This window comes from Mesorhizobium sp. M1182, from assembly GCF_040318335.1.
Classification (GTDB): domain Bacteria; phylum Pseudomonadota; class Alphaproteobacteria; order Rhizobiales; family Rhizobiaceae; genus Mesorhizobium.
Genome location: NZ_JAMYMD010000007.1, coordinates 1 through 14970, shown reverse-complemented (window position 1 = coordinate 14970; position 14970 = coordinate 1). Strand labels below are relative to the sequence as shown.

The window sequence follows — 14970 nt, the reverse complement described above, 5'->3', positions numbered from 1 at the left end:
ATAATCTGTCGTGCTAACCAGATGATTGCACAAAAAAAATGCAAGGCGCGAGGCCTTGCAATTTAAACGCGTCCGATCTGTTTCCGGTGTCCGGCGGCAGCGAGTTACCGCGCCTAGATCGCATCCTCCCAAGACTTTGACCGCGTAGGAGGGCAGATTTTTCTCTACCCTCTCGGTTATGGGGGCACACTAGCCTAAGGCGGGTGAAAATGTCACGAAGAATTTTGCCCAGAAACAGGCAATCTCGTGCTGCAGTGCACAATAGTACGGCAGGCGTTGCTTGCGAAACGCCCAGCAAGCCGCGTGCGGCAATTGCGGCGCCTGTGCAGCGCCTGGGCCGGGTTTCCATTCCGCCATGAAATGGCTATGAAGCCGGGGCAAGCAAGCCTGCGCTGCGCCGATTCCGGCGCCGCCATCCTCTCTCACGGACCAGTTCATGCGTTTGTCGCGCTATTTCCTGCCCATCCTCAAAGAAAATCCGCGCGAGGCCGAGATCGTCTCGCATCGGCTGATGCTGCGCGCCGGCATGATCCGCCAGCAGGGGCAGGGCAGCTTTTCCTGGCTGCCGCTCGGCAAGCGGGTGCTGGACAAGGTCTGCCGGATCATTCGCGAGGAGCAGAATCGCGCCGGCGCACTCGAAATCCTGATGCCGACCATCCAATCGGCCGAGCTGTGGCGCGAAAGCGGCCGCTATGAAGACTACGGCAAGGAGATGCTGCGCATCAAGGACCGGCAAGACCGCGATATGCTCTACGGGCCGACCAACGAGGAGATGGTCACCGAGATCTTCCGCTCCTATATCAAGTCCTACAAGGACCTGCCGCTCAACCTCTATCACATCCAGTGGAAGTTTCGCGACGAGGTGCGCCCGCGCTTCGGCGTCATGCGTTCGCGCGAGTTCCTGATGAAGGACGCCTATTCCTTCGACCTCGATTATGAAGGCGCCAAGGCCGCCTATAACCGCATGTTCGTTTCCTATCTCAGGACGTTTACGCGCATGGGGCTGCAGGCCATCCCGATGCGCGCCGACACCGGGCCGATCGGCGGCGACCTCAGCCATGAGTTCATCATCCTGGCCGACACCGGCGAGAGCCAGGTGTTCTGCCATCGCGATTATCTTTCGCTGGCAGTGCCCGGCGCAGACACTGATTTTTCGAACGACGCCGAGATCGGCGGCATCGTCACGACGTGGACGACGCCCTATGCCGCCACCGACGAGATGCATGACGAGGCGGCGTGGGAGAAGGTGCCCGCGAGCGACCGGGTCTCGGCGCGCGGCATCGAGGTTGGGCATATCTTCCATTTCGGCGACAAATATTCCAAGCCGATGGGCGCCAAGGTGACCGGGCCGGACGGCAAGGATCATTTCGTTTCTGGCGGTTCCTACGGAATCGGCCCGTCCAGGCTGGTCGCGGCGATCATCGAGGCCAGCCATGACGATAACGGCATCATCTGGCCGGAGGCGGTGGCACCGTTCGATGTCGGCCTGATCAACATGAAGGCTGGCGATGCCGAATGCGACCGCGTCTGCGGCGAGCTGAATGCCGCCTTTGCCGCCGCCGGCAAGGAGGTGCTCTACGACGACACCGACCAGCGGCCGGGCGGCAAGTTCGCCACCGCCGACCTGATCGGGCTCCCGTGGCAGGTGATCGTCGGGCCGCGTGGTGTCGCCGCCGGCGAGGTCGAGATCAAGAACCGCAGGACCGGCGAGCGCGAGACGCTGCCGATCGGCGACGTGAAAAAGCGTTTCGGTGCCGCCGCATGAACGAAGCGGCGGCAGCAAGACCATCGGGCGCCGGGCCTTTTTCCGGCTTCGAACGCTTGGTGGCGTGGCGCTATCTGCGCTCGCGTCGCAAGGAGACGGTGATCTCGGTGATCGCCTCGATCTCCTTCCTCGGCATCATGCTGGGCGTCGCCACGCTGATCGTCGTCATGGCGGTCATGAACGGCTTTCGCGCCGAACTTTTGACGCGCATCCTAGGCGTCAACGGGCACCTGATCGTGCAGCCGCTCGACATGCCGCTGGAGGACTATGCCCAGGTTGCCGGCCGCATCAACGGCGTGCCCGGCGTTAAATACGCCATCCCGCTGATCGACGGGCAGGTGCTGGCGCAAGGCAATGTCGGCGGCGGCACCGGCGCGCTGGTGCGCGGCATACGCGGCGAGGATCTCGGTAAGATCACCATCGTCGCCAACAACATCAAGGAGGGCTCGATCGTCGGCTTCGACACCGGCGAAGGCGTCGCCATTGGCAGCCGCATGGCCGAAAATCTCGGTCTTGTGCTCGGCGATACCATCACGCTGATCTCGCCCGAGGGTGACATCACGCCGCTCGGTACGACGCCGCGCATGAAAGGCTATCCGGTCACCGCGATCTTCGAGGTCGGCATGTCGGAATATGACAGTTCCATCGTCTACATGCCGTTTTCGGAAGCGCAGCTTTACTTCAACATGGACGGCCGGGCGCAGACGATCGAGATCTACGCCGACAATCCCGACAATATCGACGCGCTGAAGCCGAAGGTCGAAGAGGCGGCGCAGCGGCCGATCAGCCTTGTCGATTGGCGGCAGCGCAACAAGACGTTCTTCGACGCGTTGCAGGTCGAGCGCAATGTCATGTTCATGATCCTGACGCTGATCGTGCTGGTGGCGGCCCTCAACATCATTTCGGGCCTGATCATGCTGGTCAAGGACAAGGGCCACGACATCGCCATCCTGCGCACCATGGGCGCGACGCGCAGTGCCATCCTGCGCATCTTCCTGATGACCGGGGCTGCGATCGGCGTTGTCGGCACCATCGCCGGCGTGCTGCTCGGCATCGTGATCTGCCTCAACGTCGAGCGCATCCGCCAGTTCTTCTCCTGGCTGGCCAACGAGCGGCTGTTCAATCCCGAGCTTTATTTCCTAAGCCAGCTGCCGGCCCGCATGGATGCCAGCGAGACGATCTCGGTCGTTCTCATGGCTTTGGCGCTGTCGTTCCTGGCGACCCTGTTTCCGGCCTGGCGCGCGGCCAGGCTCGATCCGGTCGAAGCGCTGAGGTACGAATGATGGCCGAGGCCATTATCGAGCTGAAGAGCGTCGAACGGCACTATGTCCAGGGGCCGCGCAAGCTGACCATCCTGAACGGCGCCGATTTTTCGCTGAAGCGTGGCGAGATGGTGGCGCTTGTGGCGCCGTCGGGCACCGGCAAGTCGACGCTGCTCCACACCGCCGGGCTGCTGGAGCGACCGGACGCCGGCGACGTGATCCTAGCGGGGCGCGCCTGCGGCCGGCTTTCCGACGACGAACGCACGGCGATCCGCCGCAACGATGTCGGCTTCGTCTACCAGTTCCATCATTTGCTGCCTGAGTTTTCTGCGTTGGAAAACATCATGATGCCGCAGCTGATAAAAGGGCTGCCGCGCAAGGAGGCGGCCGAGCGCGCGGCGCAATTGCTCGACTATATGCAGATCGGCAAGCGGGCACAGCATCGCCCCTCCGAGCTCTCCGGCGGCGAGCAGCAGCGGGTCGCCATTGCGCGTGCCGTCGCCAATGCGCCGCTGGTGCTTTTGGCCGACGAGCCGACCGGCAATCTCGACCCGGTGACCGCTTCCTATGTGTTCGAGGCGCTGGCGGCACTGGTCCGGCAATCGGGCCTGGCGGCGCTCATCGCCACCCACAATCACGAGCTCGCCTCGCGCATGGACCGCCGCGTGACGCTGGCCGACGGCAAGGTCGTGCCGCTTTAGAGTGCGCTGCAATTGAGGCGATGACGGCCTGCGAGCTGCCGTGCGCCGTCCCGCCGCTTTCGCGCGCCTGTCGGCCGCGAAACGCTCGGCATTTCCCTCTCAACCCTTTCTTAACCCTGTCGAATTGACCGGGCGCAAATTCCGGTGACGCCCGGACTGCGATCGTTGACATTCGAACAAAATTAGAACAAAATACGAACATACTAACAACAGGAGAGAGTTATGACCGATCTTGTTCAGGATGTCGTCTCGCTGGTGTGCATGAGCACGTTCCTCATTTCCATGGCAATCTGGATCGGCGCGATGTGAGGATTGAGCTCAAGGGCGGGCTCGATGCTGATGAGCGAGGGCCGCCTTCGCATATTGGCGCAGGCATTGGGCGAGTGTTTCAGCCGGCCTTGCGGGATACTTCGACAGGCGACACCGCGGCGGGCCCGAACACGTCCTCGAAAGCGGATTTCAGCGCCAGGTCGAGGTCGGCCATGGTTACGGGAAGGCCGAGGTCGACAAGGCTGGTGACGCCGTGATCCTGGACGCCGCACGGCACGATGCCGCTGAAATGGCTAAGGTCCGGCTCGACATTGATGGCGATGCCGTGAAAGCTCACCCAGCGCCTCAGCCTGATGCCGATGGCGGCGATCTTGTCCTCGGCCGCCGAGCCGTCGGGCAAAGCGGGGCGGTCCGGCCGAACCACCCAGACGCCGACGCGGTCCTCGCGGCGTTCGCCGCGTACGTTGAAGGCGGCCAGCGAGCCGATGATCCATTGTTCGAGTGCGGCGACGAAGGCGCGGACATCCTCGCGCCGCCGCTTCAGGTCGAGCATGACGTAGGCGACGCGCTGGCCCGGCCCATGATAGGTGTATTCGCCGCCACGCCCGGCGGCAAAGACCGGGAAACGGTCCGGCTCGATCAGGTCCTCGATGCGGGCGCTGGTGCCGGCGGTGTAGAGCGGCGGGTGCTCGACCAGCCAGACCATCTCACCGGCGGCGCCGCTGCGGATTGCCTCGGCGCGCGCCTCCATCACGGCTAGCGCATCGGGATAGGCGGTGAGCCCCGGCTCGATGCGCCATTCGACCGGCGCCGAGCCGGGCAAGGGCAGGAACGACGTGGCGATCTGGCTGCGTTCTGTCATGATATCTCGTCTCGCCACTCATATGGCGGCAATCGGTACAAACGTCCAGTTCCGGCACGTTCGGCCCTTGAACAGTTATGCCGATGTCCGGTCCGATTATTGCTGGCCGCGCACTTGTTTCACCGGAAACGATTTGCTACACGCCGCGGGCCGGTTGGTTCCGGCTCCTACCACGTGCGGTCGTGGCGGAATTGGTAGACGCGCAGCGTTGAGGTCGCTGTGGGGCAACCCGTGGAAGTTCGAGTCTTCTCGACCGCACCATTAAATTCGAAAGCGGAACCTCTAACCCGTTGAATTCGAGCATGGCGGGGAGCGTCCTTGTCGGGCGCGAGGCTTTTTGCCTGGTTGCGATCACGAATGTGGCCCAGTGAAGAAGCAATCGGCGCGCGGAGCCATCTATGCGGTTGGCGTGCAAACTATTCGCGCACCAGGCGTCCGGTTGCCCACCAGATCACAAATACAACAACGATCGATGCGTAGCCGTTCACGGCATGGTGGCAGCCAGTGTACACCGATCCGTACAGGATCAGGGCTGCAAAGGTCCAACCGAGAACGAGCCGGCGCTGGGTGTGGTTCGAGGGGCAGCTCGATCTCGACGCTGATCGGATGGTTCATGGCCTATGGTCCAGCGACGATCGCAGCGAAAATAAGCACCTTTGCGCTTGCCTTGAAGGCATCCTATTCTGGAGGGTAGTAGCCGCTCGTGGGCATAGAATGTCGGTACTGCCTTTCTTAAGAATTTACGCGCCGCTCAACGCGGTGCTGGCTGCGACTGGGCTTGTGGTGGTGGCTACGCTCACGACACCGGACCTGTCCGGACGAAGCAGACTGGCTTTGGCTGCCGTGCTCGCGGTCATTTGGGGCGTCTATCTCCTGGAATTGGCCGAGAAACTGCTCAAGCGCCGGGCGGGAGACGTTCGGGACAGGACGCCGGCAATCGCCATTGATGTGCTCGCGGTTTTGGTTCCACTCGCCGCATTTCTGCTCGTCGGCACGCCCGACCGGAGCCTCTACTGTGCTGTCTGGCTGCTGAAACCGCTGCGCGACTCAACTTTCTTCCCGCTGCTGGGCAGAATCCTGACCAACGAAGCGCGCAACCTGATCGGCGTCGCCACCGTCTTCGGCATCGTTCTTTTCGGTTTTGCGCTCGCAGCCTATGTCATCGAGCGCGACGTCCAACCGCAACAGTTCGGCAGCATCCCCCAGGCAATGTGGTGGGCGGTGGTCACGCTGTCCACCACCGGCTATGGCGACGCTATTCCGGAAAGCTTCGCCGGCCGCGTCCTTGCCGGGGCGGTCATGATGAGTGGCATCGGCATCTTCGCGCTCTGGGCTGGCATTCTTGCCACCGGCTTTTATCAAGAAGTCCGTCGCGAGGATTTCGTCCGCAATTGGCAATTGGTCGCCGCCGTGCCGTTGTTTCAGAAGCTCGGCCCGGCCACACTAGTCGAGATCGTGCGCGCATTACGACCTCGCATCGTGCCGGCGGGCGCTGTGATCTGCCGCAATGGCGAGACCGGTGACCAGATGTTCTTCGTCGTGGAGGGGCGCGTCAGCGTCGCGACGCCGAACCCGGTGGATCTGGGCCCTGGCGCCTTCTTCGGCGAGATGGCGCTGATCACCGGCGAACCGCGCTCGGCGACCGTCAGCGCCACAACGGTGGTCTCACTCCTGTCGCTACACTCGGCGGATTTCCAGATGCTGTGCAGCAGCAGCCCGGAGATCGCAGAAACCATCCGCAAGACCGCGCTCGAGCGGCGCGGCGCGGCAGCTAAGGGTTGACCGTACTAGGTGTTCGTCAGAGGAGGATGTGATGGCAAGGCTGCCAGCTGCCTGCCGATGGTGGCTGGCTGGAACTACATGCTTTGCCGCTGCCGACCCATCCTCAATACAAATCGCCACGGAATCGTAGAAAAATGCTTTAAAAATCAACGCGGGAGGCGTTGCGGCGCTGCATCTCGACCGCACCATCAAATTCGAAAGCGGAATCTCTTGCCCGTTGAAATTCGAGCACGGCAGGGAGCGTCCATGTCGGGGCACGTGCTTTTTGCCTGATTGCGGTCGCGAGTTTGGCTTATGCGAAGTGGCCATCGGCAGGCATGGCCATCTATCGACAAGCGCACATAACTATTCGCGCACCAGGCGTCCGGTCGCCCACCAGATCACCGATACAACAACGATCGATGCGTAGCCGTCCACGGCATAGTGCCAGCCGGTGAACACCGATCCGTACAGGATCAGGGCTGCAAAGGTCCAACCCAGAACGCCAAGCCAGCGATTGATCGATGACAGCAAATAGGCGTTCAATGCGGCAAAGGCGACATGCATGCTTGGCATGGCCGAGATGCCGCCGCCAAGACTTGGCCGGCCGCTTTGGTAAGCCATCAGGAGATATGCCGCGGGTTCCCGCACCATGTAACTATGGTCCAGCCTGTCCAAGGCCACATTCAATCCGTGGAAGCGATCCACGCCGACAAAGTGGTGGTAGTAAACCGGTCCGACCGATGCCAGCGCCACGGCCAAGACCGTTCCGAGGACGGACAACGTCAGCGCTGCTGCGCAGAGATAGCGGATGCGGGCAATCTCGTCCGACCAGAGCGACACGAAAAGGATGGCGCCGAACCACTGGTAAAACCAAATGACTTCATAGCTGTTGAAGACGACGAACGACCAATTGTTGCTGTCGAGCTTATGGACGATCTCCCATGGCGGCATCCCGTGCAGCCATTCATCAGCGTCGGCCAACCAGTTGTCGGCATAGTATGGGACGACGGACGGGATGGCGATCTTGTAGGTAGAGAACGCGGTCAAGCTGGCAAAGAAGAACAGCAGCACCAGCAGACAACCGCGCCAGCGCCCTTGAACCAAATCCAGTGCGTAGCGAACCGGTTGCCGCCGGCCATGGATTAGCGCGGCACAGCAGACGCCACCGATAAACAACACCGGAATGCCAACAAGAAACTTGTGAGAATAGATTAAGGCGGACGTATAGAATATTTCTGGATATAATGCAGATGCGCCTAAAACGTATGTCGCCATGAACAAGGAGAGGCGCAATTGCCATATGGCGGAGGGCCTGTAGCGAGAGGCTTCCGTGGTTAGGGCCAAACCAATTTACCTGTTCTTAACGTTTCGCCGGAGAGACACATACACCGGTAAGGTAAAAACCTTGCCGCCAGGTTTACTTTTCGCCGGTGGTCGACATTTGCCGGCCGGCCCGCATGCGGTGGGTCGATTCCCTGAGCAGTCTTGCATCCGCATCGCTGTCCATGCCCCCGCGTGAAGGAATTGCCCCGGAGCCTCGGGGCCGAGCCGGCCGGTTGCTTGAAGACGGGCCCGCCACGCCCTCGGTTGACTTATCATAAGTTTTAGCTTATCATAAGTCATGATTTATGATTATGCAGGAATGGTGGCCTTGGCCGATCCGACGCGCCGCAAGGTGTTCGAGCTCATCGCCGATCGGCCACGCTCGGTCATTGATCTGACGCGAGTGCTTCCGGTCTCGCAGCCGGCGGTATCGCAGCACCTCAAGGTCTTGAAGGAAGCCCGGCTGGTCCGCGCAGAGCCGAAAGGTGCTAGCAACATCTATCATCTCGACCCGCATGGGCTCGGCGAGATGCGTGCCTGGCTCGACCGCATGTGGGGCGATGCGCTCGACGCCTTCAAACGGGAAGTCGACAACAGCAAGGAGAAGAGGAAATGACGACCATGATCAAGCCCGCGCCGGTCAGGAAGTCGGTGACCGTGGAGGTGCCGCTCGACAAGGCATTCGATGTGTTCACCACAGGATTCGGGCGCTGGTGGCCGGCTTCGCACTCGATCGGCAAATCCGCCCTGACGACCGCGGTGATCGAACCGAAAGCTGGCGGCCGCTGGTACGAGATCGACGAGGATGGGTCACAATGCGATTGGGGCGAGGTTCTCGCCTGGGATCCGCCGTCGAGGCTGACGCTCGCCTGGCGCATTGGAGCCGGCTGGCGCTACGATCCGGCATTGCTGACCGAAGTCGAGATCCGCTTTGTCGCGCTCGGCGAGAACGCGACGCGCGTGGAACTCGAGCACAGGCTTCTGGAGAACATGGGCGAAACCGCAGAGGCGATGCGCGAGGCCTTCGAATCGGAGGGTGGCTGGAGCGGTCTCCTGGAGCGCTATGCGGCTGAGGCCAAGCGTCACGCCGCCTGATCGGGAAGCCGTTAAGTCCAATATCCAGCGAGGCCGTCGCACCGTCGGCCTCGCCGTTTTTGAATCAGTGTCGATCTGCCCATCTGGTTGACCGGGGCGGGGAGATACGCTGCCCTTTACCTGCCGCCGCGAAGGTCTGCAGCGCCGCAGGTTTGTAGAACGTCCTCTCCTCCTGCCATCCGGTATGCGCCGCGTCGTTTGGACGCGCGAACGGCGCTGTAGCAATTTGTCGTTGTGCATGGTCCTTTCGCAAAATCGATTCCGATTGTCAGGGTCATGCGTTAGACCTGACAGGCACCTTATCCGGAAATCCGATGGCGGGAGGCGCTGGTGGAAGGCCAGGACGAACAGATGACCGGCGCCAGGGCCGCCGAGGAGCGCCGCGCCGACATCTATGACGAGGACGGCGTCATCCTGTCGTCGTTCCTCGCCCAGATCGGTGCCGCGATCGCCGATCGCGATACGCTGACGCTGAAGCGTGAAGTCGACGATCTGCACCAGTCGGAACTCGGCCACCTGCTCGAGGCCCTGCACCCGGAACAGCGACGCGCGCTGGTCGAATTGCTGGGCAAGGATTTCGATTTTTCCGCGCTGACCGAGGTTGACGAGGCGATCCGCCGCGACATCGTCGACAGTCTGCCCAATGCGCAGATCGCCCAGGCGGTGCAGGATCTCGATTCCGACGACGCGGTCTACATTCTCGAAGACCTCGACCAGGAGGACCAGGACGAGATCCTGTCGCGGCTGCCGTTCACCGAGCGGATCAGGCTGCGGCGTTCGCTTGACTATCCCGAAGAGACCGCCGGCCGCCGCATGCAGACCGAGTTCGTCGCGGTGCCGCCCTTCTGGACGATCGGCCAGACCATCGACTACATGCGCGAGGACAACAATCTTCCCGATCGTTTCAGCCAGATCTTCGTCATCGATCCGAGCTTCAAGCTGCTCGGCGCCATCGACCTCGACCAAATCCTGCGTACCAAGCGCTCGGTCAAGGTCGAAGAGGTCATGCATGAGACTAGGCATGCCATCCCGGCCACCATGGACCAGGAGGAGGCGGCACGCGAATTCGAACAATACGATCTTCTGTCCGCCGCCGTCGTCGACGAGAACGAGCGGCTGGTCGGCGTGCTGACCATCGACGACGTCGTCGACGTCATCCAGCAGGAGGCCGAGGAAGATCTGCTGCGCATGGGCGGCGTCGGCGACGAAGAACTCTCGGACAGCATCTTTTCGACCTCGCGCTCGCGCGTGCCCTGGCTGCTGGTCAATCTTTTGACGGCTTTCCTCGCGGCCTCGGTGATCGGCCTGTTCGACCGCACCATCGAGCATATCGTGGCGCTGGCGGTGCTGATGCCGATAGTCGCCGGCATGGGCGGCAATGCCGGCTCGCAGACCATGACGGTCACGGTGCGGGCGCTGGCGACCAGGGACCTCGACATCTACAATGCCGGCCGCATCATCCGCCGCGAAATCGGGGTGGGCTTCATCAACGGCATCATCTTTGCCATCCTGATCGGCCTCGTCGCTGCTGCCTGGTTCCACGATCGCAATCTCGGCGGCATCATTGCGGCTGCGATGATCATCAATATGTTCGTGGCGGCTCTGGCGGGCATCCTTATCCCGCTGCTGCTCGACCGCTTCAAGATCGATCCGGCTGTGGCTTCGGCGGTTTTCGTCACCACGGTCACCGATGTCGTCGGTTTCTTTGCCTTTCTCGGGCTCGCCACATGGTGGTTCGGCGTGCGCTGAACGTCACCTCAATTGACTTTTACGTAAATGCCATGCGAGGCTTTGAAAGGTGCCTTGTCCGCCGATTCTGGTACGCGCCTGGGCGCCGGCGGCGCCGGCCAGTTGGAACTCGCGGCGTGGCCGGGGCATTGGAGTGACGATGCGGGAATATTATTCGATCACGGAGCTGACCCGCGAATTCGACGTGTCGACGCGGACGTTGCGCTTCTATGAGGACGAAGGGCTGGTGCAGCCGGTAAGACGCGGCCGCACTCGGCTGTTCCGTCCGTCGGACCGGCATCTCATCCGCCAGATCATGCGGGGAAAAAGACTCGGCTTCTCGATCAACGAAATCCGCGAGATCATCCAGATGTACAGGGAGCCGCCCGGCGAGGTAGGCCAGCTCAAGCTGATGATCAAGCGCATCGAGGAAAAGCGCGAGGATTTGCGCCAGAAACGCCGCGACCTCGAAGAGACGCTGGCCGAGCTCGACCAGGCCGAGGAATCCTGCGTCGAGCGGCTGGTGGAGCTCGGCGTCACCACCTAAGCCGGTGTCTGCCTCGGCTCAAATCCAGCGCCGCACCCTTTTGGCGTAGTCCCGGTATTTCTTGCCGAATTTGGCCGTCAGCACTTTCTCCTCGCTCTCGATCGTCAGCTTCTGCGTCAGGAACGCCGCGATGACCGCCAGCGGCAGGAACCAGGCGATCCCAGTGACAAAGGCGAGGCTGACCAGCAGCAGCGTGTTGGCGAGGTAGATCGGGTTGCGGCTGACGGCGAAGGGTCCGGTAGTCACCAGATGGTCAGGCACGCCGTTCGGGTTGAGCGTCGTCTTGGCGCGGATCATGGTGCGGATTGCCGTGAACCAGAGCGCGGCAACCGCCACCAACCCCACAAGGCCGGCGGCGAACAGGATGTCGCCGAGAAGATCGCCGATCCACGGCAGCGGATAGAACAGCCCTAGCGCGACGCTGACGATGATGGCAGCGATATAGATCAGCGGCGGCCATGGGATGTGCCCCAGCTTCGGCTGCCCAGGATTTTGCTGCACGGGTTTCGGGTGACTGTCGCTCATTATTGTCCTCCCTCGATTAGCGCGTTCCCGGTTCCGCCGCATCGGTTTGGGCGGTGCAGGTGCCGGCGAGCTCGCCAATATGCGCCTTCCACTCCGGGGACTGGTCGTCGCTGTAGAGCCGGTCAAGCGAGGCTTCGCCCTGGAGAGTGTCCAGCATGCAGGCACAATAGCTGGAGCAGAACTCGGTGTCGCGTGCCTGCTCGCAGGATATCTGGCAGGATTTCAGAAATCTCACCTCCCTGGTTTCGGCCTGCGCCGGCATGAATTGCGAAAACAGCCAGACCGAGCCGATCAGCACCGGTTGATGGATCAGGTAGAAGGCAAGGCTGTGCCGGCCGATGAAGACCAGTGGATTTGCCCAGCGGCCGGGCGCCAAGGCCGACAGCCGCGTCAGCGCGCCGGAGGTGGCAGCGAGCTTGGTAACCGCGATGCCGGCAAGTACGGCGCCGAACCAGGGCAGCAGCGGAACGTAGTCGTTGGAGCGCGGGTTGGTCGCCGACAGGCCGACCCACCACAAAGCCGGATGATCGAAAAGCTCGGATCGCAGGTAGAAAGGCGCAGCGACGACGAATACGGCGACAAGCAGCGTCAGCAGCGCCGGCAGGCGCAGGAACGCCAGGCCGAGCAGGCTGGCGAGCGCGATCTCATGCAATATGCCGAAGAAGATGAAGCCGTCGGGCGTGGCGATGCGGGTGACCAGCGATATTGCGAGCGCTGCCCCGGCAACCATGGCGAAGCGCTTCCAGAAGCCGGTCCAGCGGATTTTTTTGCCATGGGCGAGATAGAGGCTGATGCCGACCAGGAACAGGAAGCTCGAGGCGATGCAGCGCGCGTAGATTTTCCACCAGCCGAAGGCGGTGAGGCCGGGATCGGTGTAGCCGAAGAATTCGAGGTCCCAGGTGAAATGATAGCTCGCCATGGCAAGCAACGCGATGCCGCGTGCAATGTCGATAGCGGCGATGCGCTTCGACTTCGGTTGATCCTGAACGGCTGCGCTCGGCGTGTCGATGCTCATGGTCTCGCTGTCTTGGTTCAGCCCCGGCAAGACGACTATCACGGTTGCCACCGTCAAAAGAAGCAGGGCCTTGCGTCGCGTTGGCGCCGGTCGGCATCAGGGCTGCTTTAGGCCAGAGCCGGAAAGCCTTTGGCCGGCGTGCTGGCGTTCTTCGGCCTGGGCGCGGTTTTCGCGACGCTCGGGCTGCTGGCGGTGGCCTGCGGCTTCGTCACCTGGCGTTATCTGCCCAAATCGCTTTGATGTGCGAGCGCCGCATGGCGCTCGCGCAGCCAGTTGTGGAAGCGGTGCAAGTCGTATTCCTCGGGCATCAGCACGCCGGCCTTGTGGCGCATCGAGCGCAGGCCCATCAGGTTGACCTCGCAGATATCAGCATCCTCCTCCAGCACCTGGGTACCGAAGGCGACGATGTTGTCGATATCGGCGGCCGGATCGGCGAGCGCTTCGCGTCGCGGCAGACGAGCAGCCAGTTGCGATACCAGATGGCCTCGAGATCGCGCTGATAGGCCGCGATGTCCCAATAGGCTGTTGACGGCAGCGTCGGCTCGGGCCGCGTCAGGCCGTTGTAGGGATCGCTTGTTCGGGCTGGGTTGCATGCCGGCTTCCTCCCCACCGCCAGCCGACACCCGGCTGCGAAAATTGTCAATCGCGGCGCCGGTCTGCGAACTTGGCGAGGCGGCGCATTCGCCACACGATCCGGCGGAATTTGGTTTGCCGGGCGCGGCGATTCTGCCTATAGTCGCTGATGTCGTCGGTTCCGTTTGGAACCAAGAGGGAATGCGGTTAGGGCAAGTTGTTTGCCCAATGCCGCGGCTGCCCCCGCAACTGTGTGCGGTAGTCCTCTCCATATGCCACTGAAGGTTCGCCTTCGGGAAGGTGGGGAAGGGCGCTGATCCGCGAGCCAGGAGACCTGCCGGCGACAGGAAACTGACTTCTATGCCCTCGGGTGGAGGGCGAAAGGACAAGACATGAATACCGCTTCCGTTTCGCTCGGCGCTTCCGCCTCCTCGCAGTCGCGTCTCATGCAGCTGGCGCTTGCTGCATTCCTCGGCATTTTCGTCATGGGCTTTGTCGGCTTTTCGCATATCGATGCGGTCCACAATGCCGCGCACGACTATCGCCATTCGATGGGCTTTCCCTGCCACTGACAAGGGGCTGACATCATGACACTGTTTCGCAACGTCGTGTTCATCGCGGCGATCGCAGGGCTTGTGGCCGGCGTGGCTCTCGCCTGCATGCAAGCCTATGCCACGGTGCCGCTCATCCTGAAGGCGGAAGTCTACGAACAGGCCGGCGGCGGCCATGACCATGCCGCGGCACCTGCGGCACCGGCCGAAAACGCCGCGGGCACGACGGCTATGAGCAGCGCCGCGCCGGCACCGGCTGAAGCAATGGCTCCGGCGGAAGACGAAGGCTGGGCGCCGGCCGACGGTTTCGAGCGCTTCGGCTTCAGCGTCGTTGCCAATATCGTCACCGGCATCGGCTTCGCGCTGGTCCTGGTTGCGGTTTCGGAATTCGCCGGCGGCATCGGCAACTGGCGCCAGGGCCTGTTCTGGGGGCTTGCCGGCTTTGCCGTGTTCACGCTGGCGCCGGGCCTCGGCCTGCCGCCGGAACTGCCGGCGATGCCGGCGGCCGACCTTGTCCAACGCCAGATCTGGTGGTGGGCAACAGTGGTGGCGACCGCCGCCGGGCTCGGCCTTATCGCCTTCCGCAGATCGTTGCCGCTGGCGATCCTTGCCGTAGCGTTGATCGTGGCGCCGCATATTGTCGGCGCGCCGCAGCCCGATAGCTTCGAGACCGCGATCCCGGAAGGCCTGCACCACCAATTCGTGGTGGCGGTGACGCTGACCAATCTGGTGTTCTGGCTGGTGCTCGGCGCGGTCGTCGGCGTGGTGCGCGGACGCTTCACGGGCACGGCGACCAGCCTGCGCGACAGCTTTGCCTGACCGCGCTGCCGGGGCACTGACCCTGGTCATCGGCGGTGGGGGGGGGGGGGGGGACGGGGCGGCCCCGGGGGGACTGGGCCGCCCCGCCCCCCCCGGAGGGCGCGGGACGGGCGCCCCCGACGACCGTCGAAGTACAATAAAGAAACACAGAGCCGCGCACACAAAAAAAA

General features: G+C 62.6%; 15 protein-coding genes, 1 tRNA gene and 1 riboswitch. Of the genes, 11 read left to right on the top strand and 5 right to left on the bottom strand.

The genetic code is table 11. From position 1 onward, the window contains the following. Positions 1 to 436 precede the first annotated feature (436 nt). The 3 genes from proS to NKH33_RS10865 are packed head-to-tail and all read left to right on the top strand — an operon-like array spanning position 437 to position 3728. Complete coding sequence (proS, locus tag NKH33_RS10875; protein WP_352919408.1) at positions 437 to 1765, top strand: proline--tRNA ligase; 1329 nt, start codon at positions 437 to 439, stop codon at positions 1763 to 1765. Beyond that, the gene (locus NKH33_RS10870) at positions 1762 to 3048 is read left to right on the top strand and encodes a lipoprotein-releasing ABC transporter permease subunit (protein WP_352617265.1); all 1287 of its coding nucleotides are present in this window, start codon (positions 1762 to 1764) and stop codon (positions 3046 to 3048) included. The genes proS and NKH33_RS10870 overlap by 4 nt, the downstream gene beginning before the upstream one ends. Further along, complete coding sequence (locus NKH33_RS10865; RefSeq protein WP_254818120.1) at positions 3045 to 3728, top strand: ABC transporter ATP-binding protein; 684 nt, start codon at positions 3045 to 3047, stop codon at positions 3726 to 3728. The genes NKH33_RS10870 and NKH33_RS10865 overlap by 4 nt, the downstream gene beginning before the upstream one ends. Positions 3729 to 4116: 388 nt before the next feature. On the opposite strand, the gene lipB is transcribed toward NKH33_RS10865, so the two are convergent. Further along, positions 4117 to 4860 (bottom strand): lipoyl(octanoyl) transferase LipB, encoded by a 744-nt coding sequence (gene lipB / locus NKH33_RS10860; protein WP_352450002.1) that lies wholly within the window; start codon positions 4858 to 4860, stop codon positions 4117 to 4119. Positions 4861 to 5036: 176 nt separating this feature from the next. On the opposite strand from lipB, the gene NKH33_RS10855 reads away from it, so the two are divergent. Beyond that, a tRNA-Leu gene (locus tag NKH33_RS10855) sits at positions 5037 to 5121 on the top strand. A gap of 453 nt (positions 5122 to 5574) precedes the next feature. Continuing rightward, entirely contained in the window at positions 5575 to 6642 is a 1068-nt protein-coding gene (locus NKH33_RS10850) for a cyclic nucleotide-gated potassium channel (RefSeq protein ID WP_352919405.1), read from the top strand. 345 nt (positions 6643 to 6987) lie between these two features. Here the strand turns inward: NKH33_RS10850 and NKH33_RS10845 are convergent, their stop codons facing one another. Next, complete coding sequence (locus NKH33_RS10845; RefSeq protein WP_352470453.1) at positions 6988 to 7899, bottom strand: phosphatase PAP2 family protein; 912 nt, start codon at positions 7897 to 7899, stop codon at positions 6988 to 6990. Between the two features lie 346 nt (positions 7900 to 8245). On the opposite strand from NKH33_RS10845, the gene NKH33_RS10840 reads away from it, so the two are divergent. The 4 genes from NKH33_RS10840 (at position 8246) to NKH33_RS10825 (ending at position 11317) form a co-directional block, all read left to right on the top strand. Further along, positions 8246 to 8563 carry an ArsR/SmtB family transcription factor gene (locus NKH33_RS10840; RefSeq protein ID WP_023676569.1) on the top strand — a complete coding sequence of 106 codons (318 nt, stop codon included), beginning with the start codon at positions 8246 to 8248 and terminating at the stop codon, positions 8561 to 8563. After that, positions 8560 to 9042, top strand: a complete 483-nt coding sequence (locus NKH33_RS10835; protein ID WP_352919402.1) for an SRPBCC family protein — start codon at positions 8560 to 8562, stop codon at positions 9040 to 9042. Before NKH33_RS10840 ends, NKH33_RS10835 begins: the two co-directional genes overlap by 4 nt. Positions 9043 to 9393: 351 nt before the next feature. Next, the gene (gene mgtE, locus NKH33_RS10830) at positions 9394 to 10791 is read left to right on the top strand and encodes a magnesium transporter (protein WP_502897560.1); all 1398 of its coding nucleotides are present in this window, start codon (positions 9394 to 9396) and stop codon (positions 10789 to 10791) included. A 139-nt stretch (positions 10792 to 10930) separates the two neighbouring features. After that, entirely contained in the window at positions 10931 to 11317 is a 387-nt protein-coding gene (locus NKH33_RS10825; protein WP_023676566.1) for a MerR family transcriptional regulator, read from the top strand. Positions 11318 to 11335: 18 nt separating this feature from the next. Here the strand turns inward: NKH33_RS10825 and NKH33_RS10820 are convergent, their stop codons facing one another. The 3 genes from NKH33_RS10820 to NKH33_RS10810 all read right to left on the bottom strand — a co-directional run bounded on the left by NKH33_RS10820 (position 11336) and on the right by NKH33_RS10810 (position 13450). Further along, positions 11336 to 11842 carry a methyltransferase family protein gene (locus NKH33_RS10820; RefSeq protein WP_352454650.1) on the bottom strand — a complete coding sequence of 169 codons (507 nt, stop codon included), beginning with the start codon at positions 11840 to 11842 and terminating at the stop codon, positions 11336 to 11338. A 16-nt stretch (positions 11843 to 11858) separates the two neighbouring features. Then, a complete protein-coding gene (locus tag NKH33_RS10815; RefSeq protein ID WP_352919399.1) occupies positions 11859 to 12857 on the bottom strand; it encodes a heparan-alpha-glucosaminide N-acetyltransferase in 999 nt (332 codons plus the stop codon). Positions 12858 to 13075: 218 nt separating this feature from the next. Further along, positions 13076 to 13450, bottom strand: a complete 375-nt coding sequence (locus tag NKH33_RS10810; RefSeq protein ID WP_352919396.1) for an SRPBCC family protein — start codon at positions 13448 to 13450, stop codon at positions 13076 to 13078. 139 nt (positions 13451 to 13589) lie between these two features. Beyond that, positions 13590 to 13786, top strand: a riboswitch (cobalamin riboswitch). Positions 13787 to 13822: 36 nt separating this feature from the next. Here NKH33_RS10810 and NKH33_RS10805 point away from each other — a divergent pair. Both NKH33_RS10805 and NKH33_RS10800 read left to right on the top strand, forming a co-directional pair. Next, positions 13823 to 14002, top strand: coding sequence for a CbtB domain-containing protein (locus NKH33_RS10805; protein WP_023676561.1), 180 nt, complete (start codon positions 13823 to 13825; stop codon positions 14000 to 14002). Positions 14003 to 14017: 15 nt separating this feature from the next. Continuing rightward, a complete protein-coding gene (locus tag NKH33_RS10800) occupies positions 14018 to 14800 on the top strand; it encodes a CbtA family protein (protein WP_352618917.1) in 783 nt (260 codons plus the stop codon). Positions 14801 to 14970 lie beyond the last annotated feature (170 nt).

Bases quoted from the DNA above. Each gene is read 5' to 3' on its own strand.
- NKH33_RS10850 (WP_352919405.1), top strand. From the start codon at position 5,575: ATGTCGGTACTGCCTTTCTTAAGAATTTACGCGCCGCTCAACGCGGTG.
- NKH33_RS10845 (WP_352470453.1), bottom strand. From the start codon at position 7,899: ATGGCGACATACGTTTTAGGCGCATCTGCATTATATCCAGAAATATTC.
- NKH33_RS10815 (WP_352919399.1), bottom strand. From the start codon at position 12,857: ATGAGCATCGACACGCCGAGCGCAGCCGTTCAGGATCAACCGAAGTCG.
- NKH33_RS10800 (WP_352618917.1), top strand. From the start codon at position 14,018: ATGACACTGTTTCGCAACGTCGTGTTCATCGCGGCGATCGCAGGGCTT.
- mgtE (WP_502897560.1), top strand. From the start codon at position 9,394: ATGACCGGCGCCAGGGCCGCCGAGGAGCGCCGCGCCGACATCTATGAC.
- NKH33_RS10805 (WP_023676561.1), top strand. From the start codon at position 13,823: ATGAATACCGCTTCCGTTTCGCTCGGCGCTTCCGCCTCCTCGCAGTCG.
- NKH33_RS10810 (WP_352919396.1), bottom strand. From the start codon at position 13,450: ATGCAACCCAGCCCGAACAAGCGATCCCTACAACGGCCTGACGCGGCC.
- NKH33_RS10820 (WP_352454650.1), bottom strand. From the start codon at position 11,842: ATGAGCGACAGTCACCCGAAACCCGTGCAGCAAAATCCTGGGCAGCCG.
- NKH33_RS10825 (WP_023676566.1), top strand. From the start codon at position 10,931: ATGCGGGAATATTATTCGATCACGGAGCTGACCCGCGAATTCGACGTG.
- proS (WP_352919408.1), top strand. From the start codon at position 437: ATGCGTTTGTCGCGCTATTTCCTGCCCATCCTCAAAGAAAATCCGCGC.
- NKH33_RS10840 (WP_023676569.1), top strand. From the start codon at position 8,246: ATGATTTATGATTATGCAGGAATGGTGGCCTTGGCCGATCCGACGCGC.
- NKH33_RS10835 (WP_352919402.1), top strand. From the start codon at position 8,560: ATGACGACCATGATCAAGCCCGCGCCGGTCAGGAAGTCGGTGACCGTG.
- lipB (WP_352450002.1), bottom strand. From the start codon at position 4,860: ATGACAGAACGCAGCCAGATCGCCACGTCGTTCCTGCCCTTGCCCGGC.
- NKH33_RS10865 (WP_254818120.1), top strand. From the start codon at position 3,045: ATGATGGCCGAGGCCATTATCGAGCTGAAGAGCGTCGAACGGCACTAT.
- NKH33_RS10870 (WP_352617265.1), top strand. From the start codon at position 1,762: ATGAACGAAGCGGCGGCAGCAAGACCATCGGGCGCCGGGCCTTTTTCC.